Source organism: Pseudomonas emilianonis, from assembly GCF_023072625.1.
Lineage (GTDB): Bacteria > Pseudomonadota > Gammaproteobacteria > Pseudomonadales > Pseudomonadaceae > Aquipseudomonas > Aquipseudomonas paraveronii.
The window spans coordinates 1-22,707 of sequence record NZ_JAKNRV010000042.1 but is presented as its reverse complement, the minus strand read 5'-3'; the positions used below and the strand labels follow the sequence as shown (position 1 = coordinate 22,707).

Here is a 22,707-nt window from a genome sequence, read left to right as displayed (position 1 = left end):
CTGACCACGCCGAGCAGGCGCTCGGCGTCGGTAAACACGTCGGCCGTGCCGTAGGCGTGCACCGCCAGGTAATTCCAGGTGGGCACTACTTTGCCGTGCTCGGCCTTGGCCGGGTAAAACGCCGGGCTGACATAGGCGTCGGCCCCGGCAAAAATCACCAGCGCTTCGCCGCCGTTCTGCAGGTCGTGCCACTGCGGGTTGGCCTTGGCCATGTGGCCGTAGAGCGTGCCGTTCGGGCCCTCGTCCGGGTTGAGCAGCAGCGGCAGGTGGCTGGCTTGCAGGCCGTGCTCACCCATGGTCACCACCTGCGCCAGGCGTGTGTGCTGGATCAGTTGTTGCAGTTCGGGTAAATCGTCGAGGGCAAAGGCGCGCGGTATGTACATGAAAGTATTCCTTGGCGAATGCCTGCATCCTAGGCAGGCTAATGGTTCGTTGTAAGAGCCATCTAGGACCCATTTTATAGGTCCAATTACGGAGCCTGCCCTATGTCGCCCCCTGCGCCGCCGCTGTCGTTCAACCCTGCGGGAATCGAGCTGGATCGTCGTCAGGGGCTGACCCGCCAGCTGTATGAAGCCCTGCGCCAGCGGGTGCTGGACGGGCGACTGGCCAGCGGCACGCGCTTGCCCGCCACGCGCGACCTGGCCGCGGCGTTATCGATTTCGCGCAACAGCGTGGTACGCGCCTACGATCAGCTGTATGCCGAGGGCTTCACGCAAAGCCGCGTGGGCGACGGGACTTATGTCGCCCAACTGCCCAGCTCAAAAAAACTATCCACAAAACTGTCCACAGGGTTTTCAACAGGCTTATCCCCAGCCTTATCCACAATCGACCCTAAAAAAGCCGATATTCCGCGTGAAAAAGTTATCCACAGCGCGGCCCTGGAGCGCCTCGAAAACAACCATTTGCCCCTGCCGCCCACCGGTCCACCACGGGCATTCCGGGTGGGGGTTCCGGCCTTCGATCTGTTCCCGTTTGACGTCTGGGCCAAGCTGAGTGCGGCTTTTTGGCGCAAGCCGGACCTCGAACGCCTGTGTTATGGCAACCCGGCCGGGGACGAGCGATTGCGTGGGCTGATCGCCGCTTACCTGCGCAGTTCGCGGGGCATGCAATGCACGGCTGAGCAAATTGTGATCACCAGTGGTGCACAGCAGGCAATTAGCCTTTGTGCACAGTTGCTGGTGACCCCCGGCGATAGCGTGGCGATTGAAAATCCCGGCTACCGCGCCGCCGGTCATGCGTTCGCCCTGGCCGGTGCGCAGCTGCAGGGTGTGGCGGTGGACAGCGAGGGGATCGACTGCAGCGTATTGAACCGCCTCGATAACTGCCGCCTGGCGTATGTCACCCCGTCCCATCAGTACCCGCTGGGCGTGGTCATGAGCCTGGCCCGGCGCCTGGAGTTGCTGGCCTGGGCATTTGCAGACCCGCGGCACCCTGGTACTCGACGATGGCGCCGTGGCGGCGTTGTCCCAAGGCCACAAGAGCCTGCTGCCGGTGGGCGTCAAACTGGTGCAGGGCAGCTTCCGCCGTGGCGAGATGGTGGTGTGCGTGGCGCCGGACGGTCGTGAAATCGCCCGTGGCCTGGCCAACTACAGCGCGCTGGAAGCACAGAAAATCATCGGGCAGTCATCTGATGCGATTGTCGGTCTATTGGGTTACATGGCGGAACCGGAACTGGTCCACCGCGACAACCTGATCCTGGTTTAAACGAAAGGAATACACGATGCGTGTGATGAAGGGATTGCTCGGCCTGCTGCTGGCCATGCCATTGTTGGCCTCAGCCGAAGAGATCGGCCAGGTGTCGACGGTGTTCAAGTTTGTCGGCCCCAACGACCGGATCGTGGTCGAAGCCTTTGATGACCCCAAGGTCGATGGCGTGACCTGCTACCTGTCGCGCGCCAAGACCGGCGGCGTAAAAGGCGGCCTGGGCCTGGCCGAAGACCGCGCCGAAGCCTCGATTGCCTGCCGTCAGGTCGGGCCGATCCGCTTCAAGGGTGAACTCAAGGATGGCGACGAAGTGTTCAAGGAACGCACGTCGCTGGTGTTCAAGACCATGCAGGTGGTGCGCTTCCTCGACAAGAAGCGCAATACCCTCGTGTACCTGGTCTACAGCGACCGCGTGATTGAGGGCAGCCCGCAGAACGCCGTTACCGCGATTCCAATTTTACCGTGGTCGACCGCTCAGTGATCCGCGGGCGAGTTTCGTAATCGGCGTCTATGATTGCAGGCTTGCGGGTTGTAATCTCGAAGCGCCGCAATGCAAAGAACATGGGATATCTGGAGTTCGTCATGAGTGCTTTCCACGACCTGAAACTCAAAGCGTTGGACGGACAAGAGCTGCCACTGGCGCCCTTCAAGGGCAAAGTTGTGCTGGTGGTCAACGTGGCCTCCAAATGTGGCTTGACCCCGCAATACGCGGCGTTGGAAAACCTCTATCAGCACTACAAGGACCAGGGGTTTACCGTACTCGGCCTGCCGTGCAACCAGTTTGCAGGCCAGGAACCGGGCAGCGAAAAGGAGATCCAGGCGTTCTGCAGCCTCAACTACGGCGTGACCTTTCCGTTGGGCAGCAAACTCGAGGTCAACGGCCCTGAGCGTCATCAGTTGTACCGCTTGTTGGCGGGCGAGGGCGCGGAGTTTCCTGGGGACATCACCTGGAATTTCGAGAAATTCCTGTTGGGTAAAGACGGCCGAGTACTGGCGCGCTTCTCGCCGCGTACCCCACCGGAAGATCCGTCGATCGTCCAGGCCATCGAAAAAGCCCTGAGCTGATTCCCTAACCTGTAGGCGCGAGCCAACTCGCTCCTACAGGTGTCCGGCATTTCTAAGCCTTAATCACCCTGATCAATAGTGCTACTCAGCGCGCTGCACTCGCCATATTATCGGCATCATAAAAACCGTCTTTCGTGGAGTGTTGCCATGCCTGTTCAAGCCTTGTTCAAACCGTTCCACCTCGGAGCGCTGCAACTGTCGAGTCGTGTGGTCATGGCGCCGATGACCCGTTCGTTTTCCCCGGGCGGTGTACCCAATTCCAAGGTCATCGAGTACTACCGCCGCCGTGCCGCTGCCGGCGTGGGCCTGATCATCACCGAAGGCACCGTGGTCGATCACCCGGCGTCCAACGGCTATCCCAACGTCCCGCACTTCTACGGTGAAGCGGCGTTGGCCGGTTGGAAGAAAGTGGTCGATGCGGTGCATGCCGAAGGCGGCAAGATCGTCCCGCAGCTGTGGCATGTGGGCAGCGTGCGCCGTATCGGCACTGAGCCGGATGCCAGCGTACCGGCCTACGGCCCGATGGAAAAACTCAAGGATGGCAACGTGGTCGTCCACGGCATGACCCGTCAGGACATCAAGGACGTGATTGCCGCCTTCGCCCAGGCAGCCAAGGACGCCCAGCGCATCGGCATGGACGGCGTGGAAATCCATGGCGCCCATGGCTACCTGGTGGACCAGTTCTTCTGGGAAGGCAGCAACCAGCGCACCGACGAATATGGCGGCAGCCTGGCCAACCGTTCGCGCTTTGCCATCGAACTGATCCAGGCTACCCGCGCCGCTGTAGGCCCGGATTTTCCGATCATCTTGCGTTTTTCCCAGTGGAAGCAGCAGGACTACACCGCGCGCCTGGTGCAAACCCCCGAGGCCTTGGGTGAGTTTCTCAAGCCGCTGTCCGACGCCGGTGTGGATATTTTCCACTGTTCCACTCGCCGTTTCTGGGAGCCGGAGTTCGAAGGTTCCGACCTCAACCTGGCCGGCTGGACCCGCCAGCTCACCGGTAAACCGACCATCACCGTCGGCAGCGTCGGCCTGGATGGTGAGTTCCTGCAGTTTATGGTCAACACTGACAAGGTTGCGCAACCGGCCAGCCTGGAGAAGCTGCTGGAGCGCTTGAACAACGATGAGTTCGACCTGGTCGCCGTGGGCCGTGCTCTGCTGGTGGACCCGGACTGGGCGGTAAAGGTGCGCGAGGGTCGCGAGGGAGACATCCTGCCGTTCAGTCGTGAGGCGTTGACGACCCTGGTGTAACGGGCTGGGCTCCCGGCGGTTGTCACCGGGAGCTGTTTAGCTGGAGCGTTCAATACTCAACTGATTTGCGCAGCTCTTGGCTGTGATCGGTCTTGTGCCCATCTTGACGCGCAGAGTGGTCATAGGTGGGCGGTTCTGCTCGAGACTGATCCAGCCACTGTTGCTGGCGCGTCCACTCTGCCGTTGGCATGTTGATGCCATTGCGCACTCCCATTCCATAAGTCGCCATATTTCAGTGTCTCCATTGATTTAAAGGACCTGCGTGAACAGCCGGTATCAATGATTGGCAATCCGCCGTTCGCCGTTCCAGGGTGAAATATCGAGTAAATCTTACGCAGCCTATGGCGATTGGCGTGCGACACGCTGCGCAATGTCGGACGGGAGGCCAGGTAGGGAGCGCCCGGCTTCCCGTCTATTTTCAGGACGTCATGCTCTTCAAGGCCTATTGTTTTGTTGTTGGCCGATCCGGATTAAACGTGGGAGGCATCATCCGCTTGTTCGGAATAGGCCGCTTCATATCGGGTGGTGGCGTATGACTCTTGGTTGGGGCGCGCGCCGTTGTGCGGACGTTCCCATTGATTCTGCGGCGGCTGCCAGTTGTTTTCCGGGCGTGCGGGTTGCGGACGATAGCCGCCGTTGTGCGGTGGGCGTTGCCAGTCGTTCTGCGGGGGCTGCCAGTTGTTTTCCGGACGCGTGGGTTGCGGATGATAGCCGCCGTTGTGCGGTGGGCGCTGCCAGTCGTTCTGCGGCGGCTGCCAGTTGTTTTCCGGGCGTGTGGGTTGCGGGCGATAGCCGCCGTTGTGCGGTGGGCGCTGCCAGTCGTTCTGTGGCGGCTGCCAGTTGTTTTCCGGGCGTGTGGGCTGCGGGCGATGGCCGCCGTTGTGCGGAGGGCGTTGCCAGTCGTTTCCAGGGCGCGCGGGTTGTGGGCGATTCCATGCGTTTTCCGGGCGAGTAGGTTGCGGTCGTTGCCAATGGTTGCCCGGGCGTGACGGCTGTGGGCGGTTCCAGCCGTGGTTCGCGTTATAGGGCTGTTGGAGTGATGGCTGCCCGTGATCGTTCTGAGCGCTTGCGGATGGGCAGGTGTCTGCGGCCCCTTGAGTGGGCGTGTTGAACGGTTGGAATCGCAGCGCCATTGATCCATTTATGAGTGTCGACATAATGCTCTCTATTAATGTTTCATCATGAATGACCTGCCTTTTTTGAGTGTGTCCACAAGCAGACACCCCTCCTATGGCAGGTGTCATGTAGGTGGCGATAAATCGCACGACGTTCCGGAAATATCCTGTTGTGGAGTGCCGACTCCGATGGCTTCAGGTAAAGAATCCTAATGTTGAAGCCATTATTCAGGGGGAAGGCTGGCAGGAAGGCGAACGAACTGACGTTACTCGCAGATCGTTCAACGAACGTAAGGCAGTGTCGGAGCGGCCAAAGGTTCCCCGCACACATCGCGTAACTGGTTCTCGAATTGCTCGATAATCGCTGACCAGCCCTGGCGACTGGCATGCCGGCGCGCATTGAGACGGGCTCTGCGCAAATGCTCGCGGTCTTCCAGCAGCCAATTGGCCGCATCGCAGAACGCGTCCTCATCGCCGGGCATCGCCAGCACGCCGTTGTAGCCATGGCGGATATGCTGGGTCGCGGCCGCCTGGTCGTATGCCACCACCGCGAGCCCGGAGGCCATCGCTTCCAACACCACATTGCCGAAGGTTTCGGTCAGGCTGGGGAACAGGAAAAGGTCCCCCGAGGCGTAGTATCGCGCCAGTTCTTCGCCGCGTCGGGTGCCACAGAATATGGCGTTCGGCAGGTCGTGCTCCAACAGCGCACGCTGTGGCCCGTCGCCGACGACGATCAGTTGCAGGCGACGCTGTGGATAAGTACTGCGCAGGGCATCGAAGCAACGCTTGAGCACGCCCAGGTTCTTTTCCTGAGCCAGGCGCCCGACGTGCAGCACCGCAATATCGTCATTGCCCAGGCCCCAGCTCTCGCGCAAGGCGTTATCGCGCTTGGCCGGGTGGAATAGCTGACTGTCCACCCCGCGCGACAACATCCCCAGACGCTCGAAATGCCGGCGCTCCAGTTCCAGGCGCTGGCTGGCGCTGGGCACCAGGGTCAAGGTCGAGCGGTTATGAAACCAGCGCAGGTAGTGCGTGACCACGCGGCTCAACAGGCTCATACCGTACTGGTTCGAGTACTGCTGGAAATTGGTGTGAAAGCCGCTGACCACGCTGATCCCCAGGCGACGTGCTGCGCGTAGCGCCGACAACCCGAGCGGTCCTTCTGTGGCGATGTACAGCACGTCCGGGCGTTGGCGTGTCCAGCGGCGCAGCAGCTTGTGCATCGACGACTGGCCCCATTGCAGGCCCGGATAACCCGGCAACGGCCAGCCGCGGCACAGCAGCAATTCGTTGTCGCTGGGCCGGCTCTGGTCAATGCCCTGACGCGGGCGCACCAGTTCGACCTGATGGCCGCGCGCGCGCAAACCCTCGCACAGGCGAGCCAGTGTATTGGCCACCCCGTTGATCTCTGGCGGGAAGGTTTCGGTAATCAGGGTGATGTGAAGCGAAGCTGTCGTCATGACCCACAGTGTCGCTGTGGGCTGTGTCGTCGATGTGTCATACAGATGATGGATTTATGACTTGACCACTTTAGGCGCCACCATCGCCTCGGCGCCTTGCTCGCGCACCCAGAACAACGTCGCCCCGGCCACCGCCGCCGGCATCATCAGCAGGTTGACCACCGGCACCAGCAGCACCAGGTAGACGCTGCCGCCGAAGCTCATGCTCTGCCAGCGTTTCTGGCGCAGCCAGGCGAGCATTTCGTTCCAGCCCAGTTTGTGGTTGTCGGCCGGGTAGTCGATGTATTGGATCGCCATCATCCACACGCCGAAGAGCAGCCACAACGGCGCGGCGATCAGGTTGACCACCGGAATGAACGACAGGATAAACAAGCCGATGGCCCGTGGCAGGAAATAGCCCAGCTTGCGCATCTCCCGCGCCAGGGTGCGTGGGACCATGGCCATCAGCTCGGCCCAACTGAACGATGGGAAGTCATCGGTGCCACGCACCACCACTTCAACTTTCTCCGCGAGAAAACCGTTGAAGGGCGCGGCGATGATATTGGCGAGCATGGTAAAGGTGAAAAACACCATCAACACCACCAGCACCACGAACAGCGGCCACAGGATATAGCTGAGGAAACTCAGCCAGCCGGGCAGCGTCGGCATCAGGGTGTCGACCCACAGGCTGAACTGATGGCCGGCGAAATAGATCAGGCCGACGAACAGCACCAGGTTGATCGCCAGCGGCAGCAGCACAAACAGGCGCAGGCCAGGGCTCAACACCAGTTTGAGGCCTTCACGCAGGTATTGCGGACCGGAAAGAACAGGGGCGGGCATGGAGAACTCCGAGCAGGATGACGAACGCGCCGACCTTACCGGCTTTGCATTCCAGGCGAAAGCGCGGCCAGTGTGACGACATCAACGGTAACAAAGGCGTCGATTAATGGGGGCGACTGCATAGAGACCGCCTATGAGCTGGATTGTTATTCCGTATTTCCTTAATCTTGCCCCCCTCTATACGCTGCACCCATTACTTTCAGGATCTGCGAGTTCAAGCCTTCCCCAAGTGCTTCGCGGTCCTTTTTTATTCCAGCCGCCTTGTTGTCCGGGCGGTCGATAGGAGTGAGTCATGTCTGATACCCGTCATTCGCGAGTGATTATTCTCGGTTCCGGCCCTGCCGGTTACAGCGCTGCCGTCTACGCTGCCCGAGCCAACCTCAAGCCACTGCTGATCACCGGCATGCAGGCGGGCGGTCAGTTGACCACCACCACCGAAGTCGACAACTGGCCGGGCGACGTCCATGGCCTGACCGGCCCGGTGCTGATGGAGCGTATGAAAGAGCACGCCGAGCGCTTCGAAACCGAGATCGTGTTTGACCACATCAACCAGGTCGACTTCTCGAAAAAGCCTTACAGCCTGACCGGCGACAGCGGCGTCTACACCTGTGACGCGCTGATCATCGCTACCGGCGCCAGCGCCCGTTACCTGGGCCTGCCGTCGGAAGAAACGTTCATGGGCAAGGGCGTATCCGCCTGCGCGACGTGCGACGGTTTCTTCTACCGCAACAAGCCGGTCGCCGTGGTCGGTGGTGGCAACACGGCCGTGGAAGAGGCGCTGTACCTGGCCAACATCGCCAGCACCGTGACCCTGATTCACCGCCGCGAGACCTTCCGAGCCGAGAAGATCCTGATCGACAAGCTGCACGCGCGTGTCGCTGAAGGCAAGATCATCCTCAAGCTCAACGCCACCCTGGATGAAGTCCTCGGTGACAACATGGGCGTGACCGGTGCGCGCCTGAAAAACAACGACGGCAGCTTCGACGAGTTGACAGTCGACGGCGTGTTCATCGCCATCGGCCACACCCCGAACACCTCGCTGTTCGAAGGCGTGCTGGATGCCAAGGACGGTTACCTGGTGGTGCAGGGCGGCCGTGAAGGCAACGCGACAGCGACCAACATCGAAGGCATCTTCGCGGCCGGTGACGTGGCTGACCACGTGTACCGCCAGGCCATCACCTCGGCCGGCGCCGGTTGCATGGCGGCCCTGGATGCCGAGCGGTACCTGGACGGTTTGCAGAACGCTTAGGTCTGAACCCGCTGAAATGAAAAAACCGGCGAAAGCCGGTTTTTTATGCGCGGGATTTGATGATCCATCGCTATCTCAATTTGGTAATCCAATCACTGTGGGAGCTGGCTTGCCTGCGATAGCGGTGTGTCAGCCAACGTCTATGCAGGATTTACCGCCGCCATCGCAGGCAAGCCTGCTCCCACATTAAATCGGGTTTGCACGTTGGATCAGCGGCGAGTCAGAGGTTGCTGGTCAAACTTCACACCCGCCAACCCATGCGCGATCAACGCCCGAATATTCCCATGGTCACTGCCCTCAGGCGTGGCCAGCACCGAGCGGTAGTGCTCGCCAAACGCGAGCAGTGCGTGCTGCTCGCTCAAGCCTTCCAGCAGCGCCAGGCCGAGGGTCTTGCACGAGCCTTCGTTCTGCCCTGCGGCGTTTTCCACGGTGCCATTGGTGAAGGCTTGTGGCTGGTAGTCGTAACCGGCGGCGACAAAGGCCAGGGTGTCGGCGAAGAGATGTTCGCCGCTGTCGAGGCTGGCGCGCAGGGTGTTCAGGTCAGTCATGGGGTTTTCCTTTGGCGAACGCCGCGTGTTGTTCGGCGCTGGCTTCTTGCTGGTATTGGGTTTTCCACTCGGCATACGGCATGCCGTACACCACTTCACGGGCGGCATCGAGGCTCAGCTCGATCTGGCGCTCGTCGGCCTCGGCCTTGTACCACTTGGACAGGCAGTTGCGGCAGAAGCCGGCGAGGTTCATCAGGTCGATATTCTGCACATCCTTGCGGCTGTCCAGGTGTGCGACCAGCCGCCGAAAGGCGGCGGCTTCGAGTTCGAGACGTTGTTGATCGGTCATAGGTTTCACGCAAATCCAGGGGTTAGCGGCTGGCCGCCAGGGTAATCGAAACCGATTCGGCAAAGCGCAGCGCGTGGGGCTTGTCCACTTCGACTTCGGCGTACAGCACTGACTCGTTGCTCATCACCAGGTCCAGCAGTTCCTGGGTCAGGCGCTCCAGCAGGGCGAAGCGGTTGCCTTCGACGTGGGCGATGATCGCCTTGGTGATGGTGCGGTAATTCAAGGCGTGGTCGATATCGTTGTCGCGCACGGCGTCCTGGGCGGCATACAGGATGGTCAGGTTGATCAGCACATCCTGCTTGTTGAGGATTTCATCTTCGTTGATACCGATATAGGTGCGCAGACACAGGTCCTTGACCCGGATGCGCGCCATGCCTGGTTGAAGTTGTGGCATTGCTACTTGCTCCGTCCAATCAGTTGCAGGAACTCCATGCGCGTGGTGTTCGACTCGCGGAACGCGCCGAGCATCACCGAGGTGTTCATGGTTGAATTCTGTTTTTCCACGCCGCGCATCATCATGCACATGTGCTTGGCTTCGATCACCACCGCCACACCGGAAGCCTGGGTCACGTCCTGGATGGCGTCGGCGATTTGCCGCGTGAGGTTTTCCTGGATCTGCAGGCGCCGCGCAAACATGTCGACGATGCGCGCCAGCTTCGATAGACCGAGTACTTTGCCGGTCGGAATATAGGCCACATGGGCCTTGCCGATAAAGGGCAGCAGGTGGTGTTCGCACAGCGAATACAGCTCGATGTCCTTGAGGATCACCATCTCGTCATTGTCGGAGGCGAACAGCGCACCGTTGACGATTTCTTCGAGGTTTTGCGCGTAGCCATGACACAGGTATTGCATGGCTTTGGCGGCACGCTTGGGGGTGTCGAGCAGGCCTTCGCGTTCCGGGTCTTCACCCAGGCCTTTAAGGATCTCGCGATAGTGCTGGGGCAGGGATAAGGTCATACAACATCCTCACAAACGGCTTACTTGATATGCCGCCCACCGTTGACGGTCAGGGTGGTACCGGTGACGTAGGGGTTGTCCAGCAGGTAACGCAGGCTCTGGTAAATCACTTCGGGCCCGGGCTCGATGCCCAGTGCCGACTTGGCCAGCACCTGGGTACGGTAGGCCGCGTCGTCGCCTTCGTTGAACATCACCATCGCCGGGGCGATGCCGTTGACTTTGATCAGCGGTGCAAACTGCGCGGCAAACGACAGCGTGAGGCTGTCGAGCCCGGCCTTGGTGGCGCAGTAGGCGATGTGCTGGCGGCTGCCCTTGCGCACCACATCATCGCTGATATGCACGATGTCGGCGGGTGAAGAGCGGTGCAGCAAGGGTGAACAATGCAGGTTGATCAGGTACGGCGCAAGCATGTGTACGCTGAACATGTCGGTAAAGGCACGGCTTTCGTCGCCCGGGGTTTCGGCGATCCAGGCCGAGGCGTTGTGGATGATCGCGCGCAGGCTTTGGGTGTGGCGCTGCAGCTCGGTGATAAACGCGAGAATCCCGGCTTCGCTGGAGAAGTCGGCAAACACGCCGATCGCGCCACGCTCGCGCAGGGCCTGCACGCCGGGGCGTTCGCTGCGATAGCTGAAAATCACCGAGTGGCCCTCGTCCAGCAAGCGTTCGGCACAATGCAGGCCGACGCGCTGGCCGGCGCCGGTGATCAGGATCGGGGCGTTTGTTGCAGTCATGGGAGGCTCGAGTCGCTGGCAGGGTCAAATCATACCAGTGACGAGCCGCCCTGTACTCACGCCGCGGCTTCGGTAGCCTTGGCCCGTGGCGGCGAAGGGTGCAGCCAGTTGGCCAGCAGGTGGGTCGAGAGTGGAATGAACAGGTAGACCATCAGCGGTGTGAGCGCCAGGGTGCTGACCAGCACGCGGCTGAACAGGTCCAGTTCGCTGAGCAGCGGCCCCAGGCCGAAGTTGAACAGCAACGACACCGGGAAAAACGCCAGCCAGATCGCCACCGCCTGTTTCCAGCGCGGCGGCCGTGTACCTGCGGCACCGAACCAACCATCGATGCCACGCACGCGATGCTCGGACGGGTCGGCAAACAGCTCGCTGCCACGGCCCAGCCAGGCGCTGCGCGACGCGGAAAATTCCCAGGCATGCAGGGTTTTTTCGTCGGCGAAGCGGAAAATGATCTGGAACTCATCATCAAGGGGCGGCGGTGCGAGGACGCCGGAGCCCAGGTAGCCGGGGAAGTCAGTGGCCAGTTGCTCGCCTTCGCGCAGCCAGGCCATCAACTCTTCGTAGCGACCCTTGGCCACGCGGCGCGCAACCATCAGGGTGACGGGTGAGGTAGACATTGTGTATCTCCAAATAGACGGGTGCGCTGAACCGGGTAGGTGGCGCACAGACGACGCTGCGGGGGTGTTGCAGCGACGCTTGGTTCGTTGTTGCCAATATTGGTAAGCAAGGATTATTCCTGTTTTGTAGAAATACACCAGCGGCATCGGTCCGATAGGTACACACCTTGATATACATCGCGGTAAAAGCGTTAAATGGGGCTCACTTTCAAACGGACGTTCGTGACCTCTGATGCCCGAAATCATTGCGCCTATTGGCGAATCCTCCTCCGCCAGCCTTGCCGATTCCGATGAGTTGCTTCCGATTCGTGAAGTGTCGAGATTGACGGGCATCAACCCGGTCACCCTGCGTGCCTGGGAGCGGCGCTACGGCCTGATTCAACCCACGCGCACCGAAAGCGGGCATCGCCTGTACTCCAAAGCCGATATTCAAACGGTTCATCGCATTGTCGATTGGATCGAGCGCGGCGTGGCCGTGAGCAAAGTGGGCAAGATCCTCGCGCGTGACGACCAGCAGGCCGCCGCCGTGCGCGTCGAGCACGACACGGTCGATGAGGGCGAATGGCCGCAGTGGCAGGCGCGCTTGTTGCTGGCCGTCAACGCGTTCGATGACCGTCAACTGGAGCATCTGTACAACCAGGTGATTGCCACCTACCCGCTCAACGTGGCGTTCCAGGACATCCTGATGCCTCTTTGGAACGACCTGTTGCGTCATCAGGGAGGATTCGGCCAGGCCAGTGAGTGGCTGTTCTTCGATAATTTCCTGCGGGTGCGGGCGTTGCAGCGTCTGCAACTGGCGTGTGCGTCGGCGGCGCCACGGGTGTTGCTCGCGGCCATTCCCGGCGAGTGCCGTAAATTGGAATTGCTGGTGGCGGGGCTGTTGATCGGTCGCGACGATCTGGCCGTGAAGGTGCTGGGGATGGGCCAGCCTTTCGATGAATTGACGCTGGTGTGTGAAAAGACGCAACCCGAGGCGCTGGTGCTCTTCTCCAATCACTCACACAATCAGGCGCTGATCGGGCGCTTGAATCGCCTGGCGTTGACCCTGGATTGCCCGTTGTTTCTTGCCGGTGCGGCGTCGGACCTGGCCCAGGACGATCTGGCAGGCTCCACCGTCGGCTGCCTGGGCAATGAAGGACGCTTGATGCAACGCCGCTTGCAGCAATTTCTCTGCGGTAACCTGGATACCTGAGGTCAGGCGTGCATCTGTGGATGCATCAAGCGGTGCTGGTGCAGGATGAATTGGCGCAGGCGCTCGGTTTCATCCGCATCGCCTTGGCCCAGGCGATAGGCAAACAAGCCCCGCGCGGTTTCCCGCTCCAGCGTGCCGCGTATCGCGATGCGTTCATAACCGGAAGGGCTGAACCACAGGGCAAAGGTTTTCGGCGCCTTGATCCGGCCACGAATTTCCACCAGCACGCCCTTGAACGACACCTCATGCACCCACAGCGCACTGGGGTTGCCCCTGACATTTTCCAGCGCCACCGGCGCTTCAAGTGCCAGGCGCCAAGGACGAATCATCGGCCCGTCTTCAAAAATACTCGGTACGCCCAGGCGTAAATGCACGGCATGAAACTCGTCTTCCACCAAGTGCAGCGGGAAGGTGAGTTGCTGGTTATCGAAGTGCGCCTGGAGGGTGACGTGATCGTGGGCTGCCAGCCGTGTGAGCAAGTCGCGAAGCTGGGAACTGCCGTTGAGAGTCAGGCTTGACGAGGCATCCCGCAGGTTGAGCTGGGGGTTGTGCTGCATGTTACGAATGAAATCCAGCTCGTCCTGAGTCAGAAGCGCGTCGCGTTGCATTGATCTTGCTCAATCGGGAGGGTGTTAAAACGCCATTATCCGCTCTAATAAGCGCATTTTCTAAGTTTTGTTAGATCCGCTCGTCGCCTTGACCGCTGCCAGCTCGGCCTTGACCTGCGCCAACTCCGCCTCCAATTGCGCGACGCGCTGCTGGGCCTTGACCTGCAAGGTCACATCCTTTTGCACGCCGACGAAATAGGTCTGCTTGTCGGCATGGTTGTAAACCGTTGAAAGCGACAGTTCGTTCCAGAAATGGCTGCCGTCCTTGCGATAGTTGCGCAGGATTTCCCGGCAGGCACCGCCGCTGTCCAGTGCTTCACGAATGGCCATCAGCCCCGGTTGATCACGGTCGCCGGACTGCAGAAAGCGGCAGTCCTGATACAGGACGTCGTCCAGGGTGTAGCCGGTCAGTCGCTCGAATGCCGGGTTGACGTAGATCAGCGGTTTATCCTTGCCTTCCCGTTCGGCGACAACAATACCGTCGTTGGAAGCGTTGACGACCATTTGCAGCAGTTTGGCGTTAATCATTGCGCGGTCCCTGGCGTGTTCTTGAACTGGCAGTTTATGGCAAGTCTTGAATGTTGCACGGTGTGCGCCGAAATATTTGCCCCAACTGGTAATATCCCAGGCTTTCGCTCAATGACAGGATCAGATTGATGAAAGTCGCCATCCTTTCCGGCTCGGTGTACGGCACGGCTGAAGAAGTCGCCCGCCACGCTGCCGACATCCTTAACGCGGCCGGCTTCGAGGCCTGGCACAACCCGCGCGCGAATCTAGCGGACGTGCAGGCCTTCGCCCCGCAGGCTTTACTGGCGGTGACCTCCACCACGGGCATGGGAGAACTACCGGACAACCTGCAACCGCTGTATTCGAACATTCGCGACCAGTTGCCCTCGGCCTGGCGCGGTTTGCCGGGCGCGGTCATCGGCCTGGGCGACGCCAGCTACGGCGATACCTTCTGCGCCGGCGGTGAGCACATGCGTGAGCTGTTCAGCGAGTTGGGCGTGCATGAAGTGCTGCCGATGCTGCGCCTGGACGCCAGCGAAAGCGTCAACCCGGAAACCGACGCCGAACCCTGGTTGGCCGAGCTGGTCACTGCACTGCGCGGCTGACCGGGAACTCCCGCAGCAACGCCAGCCAGGCCTGGGCGGCTTTCGACAGATAGGCGCCCTCACGCCAGATAAACGCAATGTCCCAGCGCAGGTAGTCGGGCGCCTTCAGCGTGAGGCGTACCACCCCAGGCCGCACCAGCCCACGGGCGACCACGCTGGGCAACAGCACCACGCCTTGACCGGCCGCGACCAGGGCCGCGAGAAAATCCGCTTGGCCGCTGCGGCCTCCTTCTTTCGGCGTAAAGCCCACCCGCTGACACGCCTGCAGCAAGCGGTCGTTCAAGACAAAGCTGCGCTGATACATGAGGAACGGTGTGTTCGCCAACTCCTCCAGGCGCACCTGGGCGTTCTGCGCCAAGGGATGGTTCATCGGCAGCAAGGCATCCAGCGGTTCATCGCAGAAGGCTTGCCAGGCGAATGCCGGATCGCTGGGCTTCAAGCTGCCACCGACTTCCAGCTCGCCGCTCAAAATCGCCTGCTCGATACTGCGACTGCCACCCTCCAACAACTGGATGGTGACGTTCGGATAGCGCCGGCGGTACTCGGCGAACAGCTCGGCAAACAGCGTATCGCCGCCCAACTGCGGCAAGCCCAGGCGCAACTCGCCACGGGTCAGGTGCTGCATATCATCCAGCTCACTGAGCAATTCGTTCTGCAGGCGCAGCATGGCTTCGGCGCGTTGCAGGACGACTTGGCCGGCGGCGGTCAGGCGGATCTGCGAGCCGATGCGGTCGAGCAACGGTGTGCCCAGGCTGTGTTCCAGCTGTGCGACCTGTTTGCTCACGGCGGACTGGCTGATGTGCAGGGTTTTCCCGGCCTGGGTAAAACCGCCGCGGTGGATGACTTCGACAAAACTGCGCAGCTGTTTGAATTCCATGGGCCTGATTCCAGTTTGGAATAGTTGGCAGTCTAACAATTCGCTGTGGGGATGGAAGGGGGCTCTCTAAAATGGAGGCCTACGAGGACCCAAAGCCCATGAAACGTTTCAGCTTCAAACACGTCGGCCGTCTGCTGACTGAATTGGTCGTACTGCTGGCCATCTACCAGCTCGGTACTCAACTGGTGGCCTGGTTGGCGTGGCCCATCCCCGGTGGCGTGATGGGCCTGGGCCTGTTGCTGGCGACCTTCGCCACCGGCCTGGTCAAGCCGGCTGCCCTGCAATTGGGGGCGGGCGTGCTGATGGCGGAAATGTTGTTGTTCTTTATTCCGGCCTTGATGAGCCTGTTGGACTACGGCGGCCTGGTGCGCAATGACGGTTGGCGCATTCTGCTGGTGATCGGCGTGAGCACCCTGGCGGTCATGCTGGTGACGGCCTTCACCGTGGAAATAGTGTGTCGTTGGAAGGTGCGCCATGAAGCTTGAGCTGATGCCGGTGTTCTGGCTGGCCCTGACCCTGGGCGCCTATATCTTCAGCCGCTGGATCTACCGTCGGACCGGGCGCTACCTGTTGTCGCCGCTGATCCTGGTGCCCGCGCTGCTGCTCGCGGTGGCCGTGCCGATGCACACCGCTTATGCCGAATACGCCCGCGACACCCATTGGCTGATGCTGGTGCTGGGCCCGGTGACCGTGGCGTTTGCGGTGCCGATCTGGCAGCAGCGACGCTTGTTGGCGCGGTATTGGTCGGCCTTGCTGCTGGGCATGGTGGCCGGCAGCGCGGCGTCCATCGGCACCTCGTTCGGTTTGGCCAAGGCGCTGGCGCTGGACAGTGCGGTGACGATGTCCCTGGTGCCGCGTTCAATCACCACACCATTTGCCATGCCGATGTCTTCCGACCTGGGCGGTGTGCCGGAACTGACGGCCGTGTTCGTGATGTTCACCGGCGTGTTCGGCGCCTTGCTCGGAGGGGTGCTGCTCAAGTGGCTGCCGCTGCGCACCCCCTTGGCGCGCGGGGCATTGTTCGGGGTGGGCGCGCACGGCGCAGGCGTGAGCCGGGCCCATGAAGTGGGCGGTGAAGAGGGCTCTGTCGCGGGCCTGGTGATGGTGTTGACGGGGCTGCTCAACCTGTTTGCGGCGCCGTTATTGGCGACGCTTCTCTGACGCGACGGGGACAAATGTAAACTATTCTCTTGGCTGACTCGTGCGGCCATCAAGCTGGCTGCGAAGGCAACTCCCTGCGCCACGAGGTCTGACTACACTGACCCTTCACATAAAATAATAAAAAAATGCGCCAAGGAGGTCGTTGCCGTGAGCCTAGCCCCCGTTGTATCGCCACAGAATGTCAAAGATCAGGTCAGCGCGGCCGAATGGCAGACCCGCGTCGACCTGGCTGCGTGCTATCGCCTGGTCGCCATGCATGGCTGGGATGATCTGATTTTCACGCATATCTCGGCCAAGGTGCCGGGCACCGATGATTTCCTGATCAACCCTTATGGGCTGATGTTCCACGAGATCACGGCGTCGAGCCTGGTCAAGGTCGACCAGGCCGGCAACAAACGGATGGATAGCGCTTACGACATCAACCCGGCCGGCTACACCATCCACAGCGCCATCCACGAAGTGCGCCACGACGTGGTGTGCGTGCTGCATACCCATACGGCGGCGGGGGTTGCCGTGTCTGCGCAGAAGCAGGGCGTATTGCCCATCAGCCAGCAGTCCTTGTTCGTGTTGTCCAGCCTGGCCTATCACGCGTATGAAGGCGTGGCGCTGAACCACGAAGAAAAAGCACGCTTACAGGCCGACCTTGGCGAAAACAATTTCCTGATGCTGCACAACCATGGCCTGCTGACCTGCGGCGGGACGATTGCCGACACCTTCCTGATGATGTTCACCTTTCAGCGCGCCTGTGATATCCAAGTGCTTGCGCAAAACGGCGCGGCTGAATTGATCACCATCGACCCGCAGATTCTCGCTGGGGCCAGGGCGATGGTGGCGGCTGTCACAAAGAGCGCCCAGGGTATGGGAGGCGCGCTGGCCTGGCCGGCGCTGCTGCGTAAATTGGACCTGCAAGATCCGGGGTATAAAAATTGATGCCTCTCGCCGAGATTCCGCTCAGGGCCTGGCGCAAGTGCGGCCAGAGTTTCGTTTTCCGTGGCCGCACCATTCGGTATTGGGTGGCCGGGCAGGGCGAGCCGCTGCTGCTGATCCATGGCTTCCCGACCGCCAGTTGGGACTGGCATTACCTGTGGCAGCCCCTGGCCCAGCGCAATCTGGTGATCGCCTGCGACATGCTCGGGTTTGGCGATTCGGCCAAGCCGCTGGACCACGACTATTGCCTGTTGGAACAGGCCGATTTGCAACAGGCGCTGCTCGACCACCTGCGTGTGCGGCAACCGGTGCATGTGCTGGCCCATGATTACGGGGACAGCGTCGCCCAGGAATTATTGGCGCGGCATCACGAAGGCCGTTTCCAGATGGCCAGTTGTGTGTTCCTCAATGGCGGGCTGTTCCCCGAAACCCATCGCCTGGTGCTGGTGCAGAAACTGCTGCTCAGCCCCTTGGGCTGGATGATCGGCCGCGCGTTTGGGCGCAATGCTTTGTCCGACAGTTTCAGCCAGATCTTCGGCGCGCAGACCCGCCCCAGCGAGAGCGCCCTCGATGATTTCTGGAGCCTGATCAACTGCAATGACGGGCCGCGCATCCTGCATAAACTGATCAACTACATTCCCCAGCGCCGTCGCCTGCGTGAGCGTTGGGTGGGCGCCCTGCAGCGTGGCGACGTACCGCTACGGGTGATTGACGGCGAAGTCGACCCGATTTCCGGCGCCCACATGGTCGAGCGCTACCACCAGGTGGTGCCCCACGCCGACACGGTATTGCTGGCCAATATCGGCCACTACCCGCAGATCGAAGCGCCGGTGCAGGTGCTCAAACATTACCTGGAGTTTCGACAGCGGATCGTGCAGGTGGCGCCGCGCATGGCCTATTCCTGAGACAGGCAATCATCCTTCAGCCTTATCGCGCACCATTCAGCCCTGGCCGTATTTATTGTGACCGCAGGCCCTGTGCCTGACACTCGACCCATTCCCATTGTCGCCATTGGAGTTCGGTATGAGTGAGTCAGTGCAGTTCCAGGATAAGGTCGTGATCGTCACCGGTGCCGGCGGCGGATTGGGCCGGGCCCATGCGCTGCTGTTCGCCAGGCACGGGGCCAAAGTGCTGGTCAATGATCTCGGCGGTTCCACCCAGGGCGAGGGCGCCAATGCGTCGGCGGCCGACCGTGTGGTCGCACAAATCCGCGAGGCCGGCGGCATTGCCGAAGCCAACCATGATTCCGTCACCGATGGCGAGAAAATCGTACAGAACGCCCTGGACGCTTTCGGCCATATCGACGTGGTGGTGAACAACGCCGGCATCCTGCGCGACAAGACTTTCCATAAAATGGACGACAGCGACTGGGACCTGGTTTACCGGGTGCATGTCGAAGGAGCCTACAAAGTCACCCGCGCCGCCTGGCCCCATCTGCGTGAGCAAAGCTATGGTCGGGTGATCTTTACTGCGTCCACGTCGGGCATCTACGGCAATTTCGGGCAGTCCAACTACGGCATGGCCAAGCTCGGCCTGTATGGCTTGACCCGCACCCTGGCGCTGGAAGGGCGCAAGAACAACATCCTGGTCAACGCCATCGCCCCCACCGGCGGCACACGCATGACCGAAGGCCTGATCCCGCCGCAGGTGTTCGAGCGCCTCAAGCCGGAACTGGTCAGCCCGCTGGTGGTGTACCTCGGCAGCGAGGCGTGCCAGGAAACCTCAGGCTTGTTTGAAGTGGGCGGCGGCTGGATCGGCAAGACCCGCTGGGAACGCAGCCTCGGCGTGGGCTTCGACCCGCAGGCCGGGTTCACGCCGGATGACGTGGCCGCGCACTGGCAACAGATCTGTGACTTCGAAGGGGCGGTGCATCCCAAGGACACGATTGAGGCTTTGAAGGAGATGATGGCCAATTTGCAGAAGTTCAGCCTCTGATCATTGCTAGATGCACCATGAATACTGCGGGGCGCTGATGGCGCCCCGCTTTTTTTCAGGCATAAAAAAGGCCGCTGCAAAGCAGCGGCCGAAGTAAGACGTTGGATCAAGGAGCGACAGACTCAACGTCAGTGAACACTGGTAACAGATTGAATACAGTAGCCAATCCGTCGAATTTCAGCTTTTCTCCCGAAGGTGGAAGCGGGCCATTTGCCCTGAAAGCCAGGCAAGAATAGAGGGTTGTAACAAAATGAGTAATAGCGGTTCATGACAAGGACTGTTACTGATATGGAAACAGTTCCCTCGGCGTTATCCACTGGCCTGATAACCCGCCATCCACAGGGTGCATGCCCGTGCGCAGAGCCGCGCCAGAGCGGCTGTTAATCCTTTCGAGCGACAACACGAATACCTCCTTGGTGCGCTTATCGCTCCCGAAGGGCGGCAGTAGGGTGGGGCCTTCTGTCACTCACCGGGGAAGACGCATGACAAAAACAACAATGCGCGCCATCTTCACGCCGCAGGCGCTGGCCACTGCGGTTGCGTTGGGATGCTGTGCCCAGGCGCAGGCTGTTTCGTTCAACATCGGCGAGATCGAAGGGCAATTCGATTCCTCGCTGTCGGTCGGCGCCAGTTGGGGCATGCGCGATGCCGACAAGAAGCTGGTGGGCGTGTCCAATGGCGGCACGGGGCAGGCTTCCACCGGGGATGACGGGCGACTGAACTTCAAGAAGGGCGAGACCTTCTCCAAGATCTTCAAAGGCATCCACGACCTGGAACTCAAGTACGGCGACAGCGGCGTATTCGTGCGCGGCAAGTACTGGTACGACTTCGAGCTGCAGGACGAAGACCGCGAGTTCAAGCAGATCAGCAATCACCATCGCGACGAAGGCGCGCGCTCTTCCGGCTACGAGCTGCTGGATGCGTTCGTCTATCACAACTATTCCATCGCCGACTTGCCGGGCAACGTGCGTGTCGGCAAGCAGGTGGTGAGTTGGGGCGAGAGTACGTTTATCGGTAACTCCATCAACAGCATCAACCCCATTGACGTATCGGCCTTCCGTCGCCCCGGCGCCGAGATCAAGGAAGGGCTGATACCGGTCAATATGCTGTTCGCCTCCCAGAGCCTCACCAACCAACTGACGGTGGAAGGCTTCTACCAGTTGAACTGGGAAAACACCGTGCTGGATAACTGCGGCACGTTCTTTGGTGGCGACGTGGCGGCCCATGGTTGCAACGGAAACTACACGGTCGGCAGCCCTGCGATTGCACCGTTGCAACCCGTGGCCGCAGCGTTCGGCCAGGGCTTCCAGGTGACCAGTGAAGGTGTGGTGGTGCAGCGCGCCAAGGACCGTGATGCCCGCGATGGCGGCCAGTTCGGTGCGGCCCTGCGCTGGCTGGGCGACGACACGGAGTACGGCCTGTACTTCATGAACTACCACAGCCGCACGCCGACCGTCGGCACCCTCACGGCCAACACCAACCTGGCCACCATCGGGAGCATCGTCAACACCGCCAACGCCATTGCGCCGGGCACCGGCTCGGCCCTGGCCCAAAGCACCATGCTTGGCCGTGGCCAGTACTATCTCGATTACCCGGAAGATATTCGCCTGTACGGTGCGAGCTTCTCCACCACCTTGCCCACCGGCACGGCCTGGACCGGGGAAATCAGCTACCGCCCGAATGCGCCGGTGCAACTCAATACCACTGACCTGACCCTGGCCCTGATCAACCCGATTGCCGGCAATACCGCGTCGCCGATCCACAGCTCGTTTGGCGCCGACAATAGCGGTTACCGTCGCAAGGAAATCACCCAGATCCAGAGCACCATGACGCAGTTCTTCGACCAGGTCCTGGGGGCCGAACGCCTGACCCTGGTGGGTGAGGCCGCCTTCGTCCACGTCGGCGGGCTGGAAGCGAAAAGCAAACTGCGCTACGGCCGCGATTCGGTATACGGCGCCTACGGTTTCGGTGGCGACACCGACGGTTTCGTCACGGCTAATTCCTGGGGTTATCGTGCCCGCGCCATCCTCGACTACAACAACGTGTTTGCCGGGGTGAACCTCAAGCCCAACCTGTCCTGGTCCCACGACGTCAACGGTTACGGCCCCAACGGCTTGTTCAACCAGGGTGCCAAGGCGATCAGCGTCGGCGTCGATGCGGACTACCGCAACACCTACACCGCCAGCCTGAACTACACCGACTTTTTTGGTGGCGACTACAACACCCTGACCGACCGCGACTTCCTCGCCCTCAGCGTCGGCGTGAACTTCTGATTTGGCTTAAAGAAGGACAAGACTCTATGCGTAAGTTGATTGCTGTGATGGCCCTGAGCGTGTTGGCCGCCAACGTCATGGCGGCCGTGTCGCCCGAAGAAGCCGCCAAGCTCGGCACCAGCCTGACCCCGGTCGGCGCGGAAAAAGCCGGCAACGCCGACGGCTCGATCCCGGCCTGGACCGGTGGCATTCCGAAAAATGCCGGTGCGGTGGACAGCAAGGGCTTCCTCGCCGACCCGTTCGCCAATGAAAAGCCGCTGTTCGTGATCACCGCCGCGACGGTCGACAAGTACAAGGACAAACTCTCCGACGGCCAGGTGGCAATGTTCAAACGCTACCCCGAGACCTACAAGATCCCGGTGTACCCGAGCCACCGCACGGTCAACCTGCCGCCGGATATCTACGAGTCGATCAAGCGCAGCGCGCTGAACGTGCATGCGATCAACGACGGTAACGGCCTGGAGAACTTCACCGGCAACCGCTACTACGCCTTCCCGATTCCCAAGAATGGCGTGGAGGTGTTGTGGAACCACATCACCCGTTACCACGGCGGTAACCTGCGGCGCATCATCACCCAGGCGACCCCGCAGACGAACGGCAGCTACACGCCGATCCGCTTTGAAGAAGAAGTCGCGGTGCCGCAGGCGATCCCGGATATCGACCCGGCCAAGGCCGCCAACGTGCTGAGTTTCTTCAAGCAATCGGTAACGGCCCCGGCGCGGCTGGCGGGCAACGTGCTGCTGGTCCACGAGACCCTCGACCAGGTCAAAGAACCGCGCCTGGCCTGGATCTACAACGCCGGCCAGCGCCGCGTGCG

The 22,707-nt window shown here is 61.0% G+C and carries 26 protein-coding genes and 2 pseudogenes; 15 read left to right on the top strand and 13 right to left on the bottom strand.

All coding sequences use genetic code 11. The features are described from left to right. Positions 1 to 383 (bottom strand): FMN-binding negative transcriptional regulator (locus tag L9Z73_RS07480; RefSeq protein ID WP_247398058.1); only part of this gene is annotated, 383 nt, incomplete at its 3' end. A 102-nt stretch (positions 384 to 485) separates the two neighbouring features. On the opposite strand from L9Z73_RS07480, the pseudogene L9Z73_RS07475 reads away from it, so the two are divergent. The 5 genes and pseudogenes from L9Z73_RS07475 to L9Z73_RS07455 all read left to right on the top strand — a co-directional run. Continuing rightward, positions 486 to 1,412 (top strand): annotated as a pseudogene (locus L9Z73_RS07475) (PLP-dependent aminotransferase family protein); the annotation flags it as partial. Then, a pseudogene (locus L9Z73_RS07470) lies at positions 1,408 to 1,704 on the top strand (PUA domain-containing protein); the annotation flags it as partial. The pseudogenes L9Z73_RS07475 and L9Z73_RS07470, both read left to right, overlap by 5 nt. Before the next feature lie 16 nt (positions 1,705 to 1,720). Continuing rightward, complete coding sequence (locus tag L9Z73_RS07465) at positions 1,721 to 2,185, top strand: CreA family protein (protein ID WP_247398055.1); 465 nt, start codon at positions 1,721 to 1,723, stop codon at positions 2,183 to 2,185. A 101-nt stretch (positions 2,186 to 2,286) separates the two neighbouring features. Further along, positions 2,287 to 2,769 carry a glutathione peroxidase gene (locus L9Z73_RS07460; RefSeq protein WP_247398052.1) on the top strand — a complete coding sequence of 161 codons (483 nt, stop codon included), beginning with the start codon at positions 2,287 to 2,289 and terminating at the stop codon, positions 2,767 to 2,769. Positions 2,770 to 2,916: 147 nt separating this feature from the next. Then, on the top strand, positions 2,917 to 4,020 hold the full coding sequence (locus L9Z73_RS07455) for an NADH:flavin oxidoreductase (RefSeq protein WP_247398050.1): 1,104 nt from the start codon (positions 2,917 to 2,919) through the stop codon (positions 4,018 to 4,020). Between the two features lie 470 nt (positions 4,021 to 4,490). On the opposite strand, the gene L9Z73_RS07450 is transcribed toward L9Z73_RS07455, so the two are convergent. The 3 genes from L9Z73_RS07450 to cysZ form a co-directional block, all read right to left on the bottom strand. Beyond that, positions 4,491 to 5,177 carry a hypothetical protein gene (locus tag L9Z73_RS07450; RefSeq protein ID WP_247398047.1) on the bottom strand — a complete coding sequence of 229 codons (687 nt, stop codon included), beginning with the start codon at positions 5,175 to 5,177 and terminating at the stop codon, positions 4,491 to 4,493. Between the two features lie 239 nt (positions 5,178 to 5,416). Continuing rightward, the gene (locus L9Z73_RS07445; protein WP_247398044.1) at positions 5,417 to 6,595 is read right to left on the bottom strand and encodes a glycosyltransferase family 4 protein; all 1,179 of its coding nucleotides are present in this window, start codon (positions 6,593 to 6,595) and stop codon (positions 5,417 to 5,419) included. Between the two features lie 54 nt (positions 6,596 to 6,649). Next, a complete protein-coding gene (gene cysZ / locus L9Z73_RS07440; RefSeq protein WP_247398042.1) occupies positions 6,650 to 7,414 on the bottom strand; it encodes a sulfate transporter CysZ in 765 nt (254 codons plus the stop codon). A 292-nt stretch (positions 7,415 to 7,706) separates the two neighbouring features. Here cysZ and trxB point away from each other — a divergent pair, with 292 nt between their 5' ends. Further along, positions 7,707 to 8,663 (top strand): thioredoxin-disulfide reductase, encoded by a 957-nt coding sequence (trxB, locus tag L9Z73_RS07435; RefSeq protein ID WP_247398039.1) that lies wholly within the window; start codon positions 7,707 to 7,709, stop codon positions 8,661 to 8,663. Positions 8,664 to 8,872: 209 nt separating this feature from the next. Here trxB and L9Z73_RS07430 read toward each other — a convergent pair whose 3' ends face one another. The 6 genes from L9Z73_RS07430 to L9Z73_RS07405 are packed head-to-tail and all read right to left on the bottom strand — an operon-like array spanning position 8,873 to position 11,805. Then, entirely contained in the window at positions 8,873 to 9,211 is a 339-nt protein-coding gene (locus L9Z73_RS07430; protein WP_247398036.1) for a HopJ type III effector protein, read from the bottom strand. Further along, positions 9,204 to 9,500 (bottom strand): DUF1244 domain-containing protein, encoded by a 297-nt coding sequence (locus L9Z73_RS07425; RefSeq protein ID WP_247398021.1) that lies wholly within the window; start codon positions 9,498 to 9,500, stop codon positions 9,204 to 9,206. Before L9Z73_RS07425 ends, L9Z73_RS07430 begins: the two co-directional genes overlap by 8 nt. A 22-nt stretch (positions 9,501 to 9,522) precedes the next feature. Continuing rightward, the gene (folX, locus tag L9Z73_RS07420) at positions 9,523 to 9,894 is read right to left on the bottom strand and encodes a dihydroneopterin triphosphate 2'-epimerase (protein ID WP_026140129.1); all 372 of its coding nucleotides are present in this window, start codon (positions 9,892 to 9,894) and stop codon (positions 9,523 to 9,525) included. Positions 9,895 to 9,896: 2 nt separating this feature from the next. Further along, positions 9,897 to 10,457 (bottom strand): GTP cyclohydrolase I FolE, encoded by a 561-nt coding sequence (folE, locus tag L9Z73_RS07415; RefSeq protein ID WP_247398018.1) that lies wholly within the window; start codon positions 10,455 to 10,457, stop codon positions 9,897 to 9,899. A 20-nt stretch (positions 10,458 to 10,477) separates the two neighbouring features. Further along, a complete protein-coding gene (gene folM / locus L9Z73_RS07410) occupies positions 10,478 to 11,188 on the bottom strand; it encodes a dihydromonapterin reductase (RefSeq protein ID WP_247398015.1) in 711 nt (236 codons plus the stop codon). 56 nt (positions 11,189 to 11,244) lie between these two features. After that, positions 11,245 to 11,805 (bottom strand): antibiotic biosynthesis monooxygenase, encoded by a 561-nt coding sequence (locus tag L9Z73_RS07405; protein ID WP_247398013.1) that lies wholly within the window; start codon positions 11,803 to 11,805, stop codon positions 11,245 to 11,247. Between the two features lie 232 nt (positions 11,806 to 12,037). On the opposite strand from L9Z73_RS07405, the gene L9Z73_RS07400 reads away from it, so the two are divergent. Beyond that, the gene (locus L9Z73_RS07400) at positions 12,038 to 12,997 is read left to right on the top strand and encodes a MerR family transcriptional regulator (RefSeq protein ID WP_247398010.1); all 960 of its coding nucleotides are present in this window, start codon (positions 12,038 to 12,040) and stop codon (positions 12,995 to 12,997) included. 2 nt (positions 12,998 to 12,999) lie between these two features. Here L9Z73_RS07400 and L9Z73_RS07395 read toward each other — a convergent pair whose 3' ends face one another. Continuing rightward, positions 13,000 to 13,605 carry a hypothetical protein gene (locus L9Z73_RS07395; RefSeq protein ID WP_247398007.1) on the bottom strand — a complete coding sequence of 202 codons (606 nt, stop codon included), beginning with the start codon at positions 13,603 to 13,605 and terminating at the stop codon, positions 13,000 to 13,002. A 60-nt stretch (positions 13,606 to 13,665) separates the two neighbouring features. Further along, entirely contained in the window at positions 13,666 to 14,133 is a 468-nt protein-coding gene (locus L9Z73_RS07390; protein WP_247398005.1) for a PAS domain S-box protein, read from the bottom strand. A 128-nt stretch (positions 14,134 to 14,261) separates the two neighbouring features. Here L9Z73_RS07390 and L9Z73_RS07385 point away from each other — a divergent pair, with 128 nt between their 5' ends. Next, positions 14,262 to 14,717 carry a flavodoxin gene (locus L9Z73_RS07385; RefSeq protein ID WP_247398003.1) on the top strand — a complete coding sequence of 152 codons (456 nt, stop codon included), beginning with the start codon at positions 14,262 to 14,264 and terminating at the stop codon, positions 14,715 to 14,717. Here the strand turns inward: L9Z73_RS07385 and L9Z73_RS07380 are convergent. Then, positions 14,698 to 15,594, bottom strand: coding sequence for a LysR family transcriptional regulator (locus tag L9Z73_RS07380; RefSeq protein WP_247398001.1), 897 nt, complete (start codon positions 15,592 to 15,594; stop codon positions 14,698 to 14,700). The two genes, L9Z73_RS07385 and L9Z73_RS07380, sit on opposite strands and share 20 nt — an antisense overlap. A gap of 98 nt (positions 15,595 to 15,692) precedes the next feature. On the opposite strand from L9Z73_RS07380, the gene L9Z73_RS07375 reads away from it, so the two are divergent. From L9Z73_RS07375 to L9Z73_RS07345, 7 genes are all read left to right on the top strand, one after another. After that, positions 15,693 to 16,079 (top strand): CidA/LrgA family protein, encoded by a 387-nt coding sequence (locus L9Z73_RS07375; RefSeq protein ID WP_247397998.1) that lies wholly within the window; start codon positions 15,693 to 15,695, stop codon positions 16,077 to 16,079. Further along, positions 16,069 to 16,755 (top strand): LrgB family protein, encoded by a 687-nt coding sequence (locus L9Z73_RS07370; RefSeq protein WP_247397995.1) that lies wholly within the window; start codon positions 16,069 to 16,071, stop codon positions 16,753 to 16,755. Before L9Z73_RS07375 ends, L9Z73_RS07370 begins: the two co-directional genes overlap by 11 nt. A 147-nt stretch (positions 16,756 to 16,902) precedes the next feature. Next, positions 16,903 to 17,685 carry a class II aldolase/adducin family protein gene (locus L9Z73_RS07365; RefSeq protein ID WP_247397992.1) on the top strand — a complete coding sequence of 261 codons (783 nt, stop codon included), beginning with the start codon at positions 16,903 to 16,905 and terminating at the stop codon, positions 17,683 to 17,685. After that, the gene (locus L9Z73_RS07360) at positions 17,685 to 18,587 is read left to right on the top strand and encodes an alpha/beta fold hydrolase (RefSeq protein ID WP_247397988.1); all 903 of its coding nucleotides are present in this window, start codon (positions 17,685 to 17,687) and stop codon (positions 18,585 to 18,587) included. The genes L9Z73_RS07365 and L9Z73_RS07360 overlap by 1 nt, the downstream gene beginning before the upstream one ends. 118 nt (positions 18,588 to 18,705) lie before the next feature. Further along, entirely contained in the window at positions 18,706 to 19,617 is a 912-nt protein-coding gene (locus L9Z73_RS07355; RefSeq protein WP_247397985.1) for an SDR family oxidoreductase, read from the top strand. A gap of 482 nt (positions 19,618 to 20,099) precedes the next feature. Continuing rightward, the gene (locus tag L9Z73_RS07350) at positions 20,100 to 21,890 is read left to right on the top strand and encodes a DUF1302 domain-containing protein (RefSeq protein WP_247397983.1); all 1,791 of its coding nucleotides are present in this window, start codon (positions 20,100 to 20,102) and stop codon (positions 21,888 to 21,890) included. 26 nt (positions 21,891 to 21,916) lie between these two features. Further along, a partial coding sequence (locus L9Z73_RS07345) for a DUF1329 domain-containing protein (protein WP_247397981.1) occupies positions 21,917 to 22,707 on the top strand: 791 nt, incomplete at its 3' end.

Bases quoted from the DNA above. Each gene is read 5' to 3' on its own strand.
- L9Z73_RS07450 (WP_247398047.1), bottom strand. From the start codon at position 5,177: ATGTCGACACTCATAAATGGATCAATGGCGCTGCGATTCCAACCGTTC.
- L9Z73_RS07380 (WP_247398001.1), bottom strand. From the start codon at position 15,594: ATGGAATTCAAACAGCTGCGCAGTTTTGTCGAAGTCATCCACCGCGGC.
- L9Z73_RS07350 (WP_247397983.1), top strand. From the start codon at position 20,100: ATGACAAAAACAACAATGCGCGCCATCTTCACGCCGCAGGCGCTGGCC.
- L9Z73_RS07430 (WP_247398036.1), bottom strand. From the start codon at position 9,211: ATGACTGACCTGAACACCCTGCGCGCCAGCCTCGACAGCGGCGAACAT.
- folE (WP_247398018.1), bottom strand. From the start codon at position 10,457: ATGACCTTATCCCTGCCCCAGCACTATCGCGAGATCCTTAAAGGCCTG.
- L9Z73_RS07445 (WP_247398044.1), bottom strand. From the start codon at position 6,595: ATGACGACAGCTTCGCTTCACATCACCCTGATTACCGAAACCTTCCCG.
- L9Z73_RS07355 (WP_247397985.1), top strand. From the start codon at position 18,706: ATGAGTGAGTCAGTGCAGTTCCAGGATAAGGTCGTGATCGTCACCGGT.
- L9Z73_RS07375 (WP_247397998.1), top strand. From the start codon at position 15,693: ATGAAACGTTTCAGCTTCAAACACGTCGGCCGTCTGCTGACTGAATTG.
- L9Z73_RS07360 (WP_247397988.1), top strand. From the start codon at position 17,685: ATGCCTCTCGCCGAGATTCCGCTCAGGGCCTGGCGCAAGTGCGGCCAG.
- cysZ (WP_247398042.1), bottom strand. From the start codon at position 7,414: ATGCCCGCCCCTGTTCTTTCCGGTCCGCAATACCTGCGTGAAGGCCTC.
- L9Z73_RS07385 (WP_247398003.1), top strand. From the start codon at position 14,262: ATGAAAGTCGCCATCCTTTCCGGCTCGGTGTACGGCACGGCTGAAGAA.
- folM (WP_247398015.1), bottom strand. From the start codon at position 11,188: ATGACTGCAACAAACGCCCCGATCCTGATCACCGGCGCCGGCCAGCGC.
- L9Z73_RS07455 (WP_247398050.1), top strand. From the start codon at position 2,917: ATGCCTGTTCAAGCCTTGTTCAAACCGTTCCACCTCGGAGCGCTGCAA.
- L9Z73_RS07405 (WP_247398013.1), bottom strand. From the start codon at position 11,805: ATGTCTACCTCACCCGTCACCCTGATGGTTGCGCGCCGCGTGGCCAAG.
- trxB (WP_247398039.1), top strand. From the start codon at position 7,707: ATGTCTGATACCCGTCATTCGCGAGTGATTATTCTCGGTTCCGGCCCT.
- L9Z73_RS07460 (WP_247398052.1), top strand. From the start codon at position 2,287: ATGAGTGCTTTCCACGACCTGAAACTCAAAGCGTTGGACGGACAAGAG.
- L9Z73_RS07465 (WP_247398055.1), top strand. From the start codon at position 1,721: ATGCGTGTGATGAAGGGATTGCTCGGCCTGCTGCTGGCCATGCCATTG.
- L9Z73_RS07390 (WP_247398005.1), bottom strand. From the start codon at position 14,133: ATGATTAACGCCAAACTGCTGCAAATGGTCGTCAACGCTTCCAACGAC.
- L9Z73_RS07425 (WP_247398021.1), bottom strand. From the start codon at position 9,500: ATGACCGATCAACAACGTCTCGAACTCGAAGCCGCCGCCTTTCGGCGG.
- L9Z73_RS07400 (WP_247398010.1), top strand. From the start codon at position 12,038: ATGCCCGAAATCATTGCGCCTATTGGCGAATCCTCCTCCGCCAGCCTT.
- L9Z73_RS07370 (WP_247397995.1), top strand. From the start codon at position 16,069: ATGAAGCTTGAGCTGATGCCGGTGTTCTGGCTGGCCCTGACCCTGGGC.
- folX (WP_026140129.1), bottom strand. From the start codon at position 9,894: ATGCCACAACTTCAACCAGGCATGGCGCGCATCCGGGTCAAGGACCTG.
- L9Z73_RS07395 (WP_247398007.1), bottom strand. From the start codon at position 13,605: ATGCAACGCGACGCGCTTCTGACTCAGGACGAGCTGGATTTCATTCGT.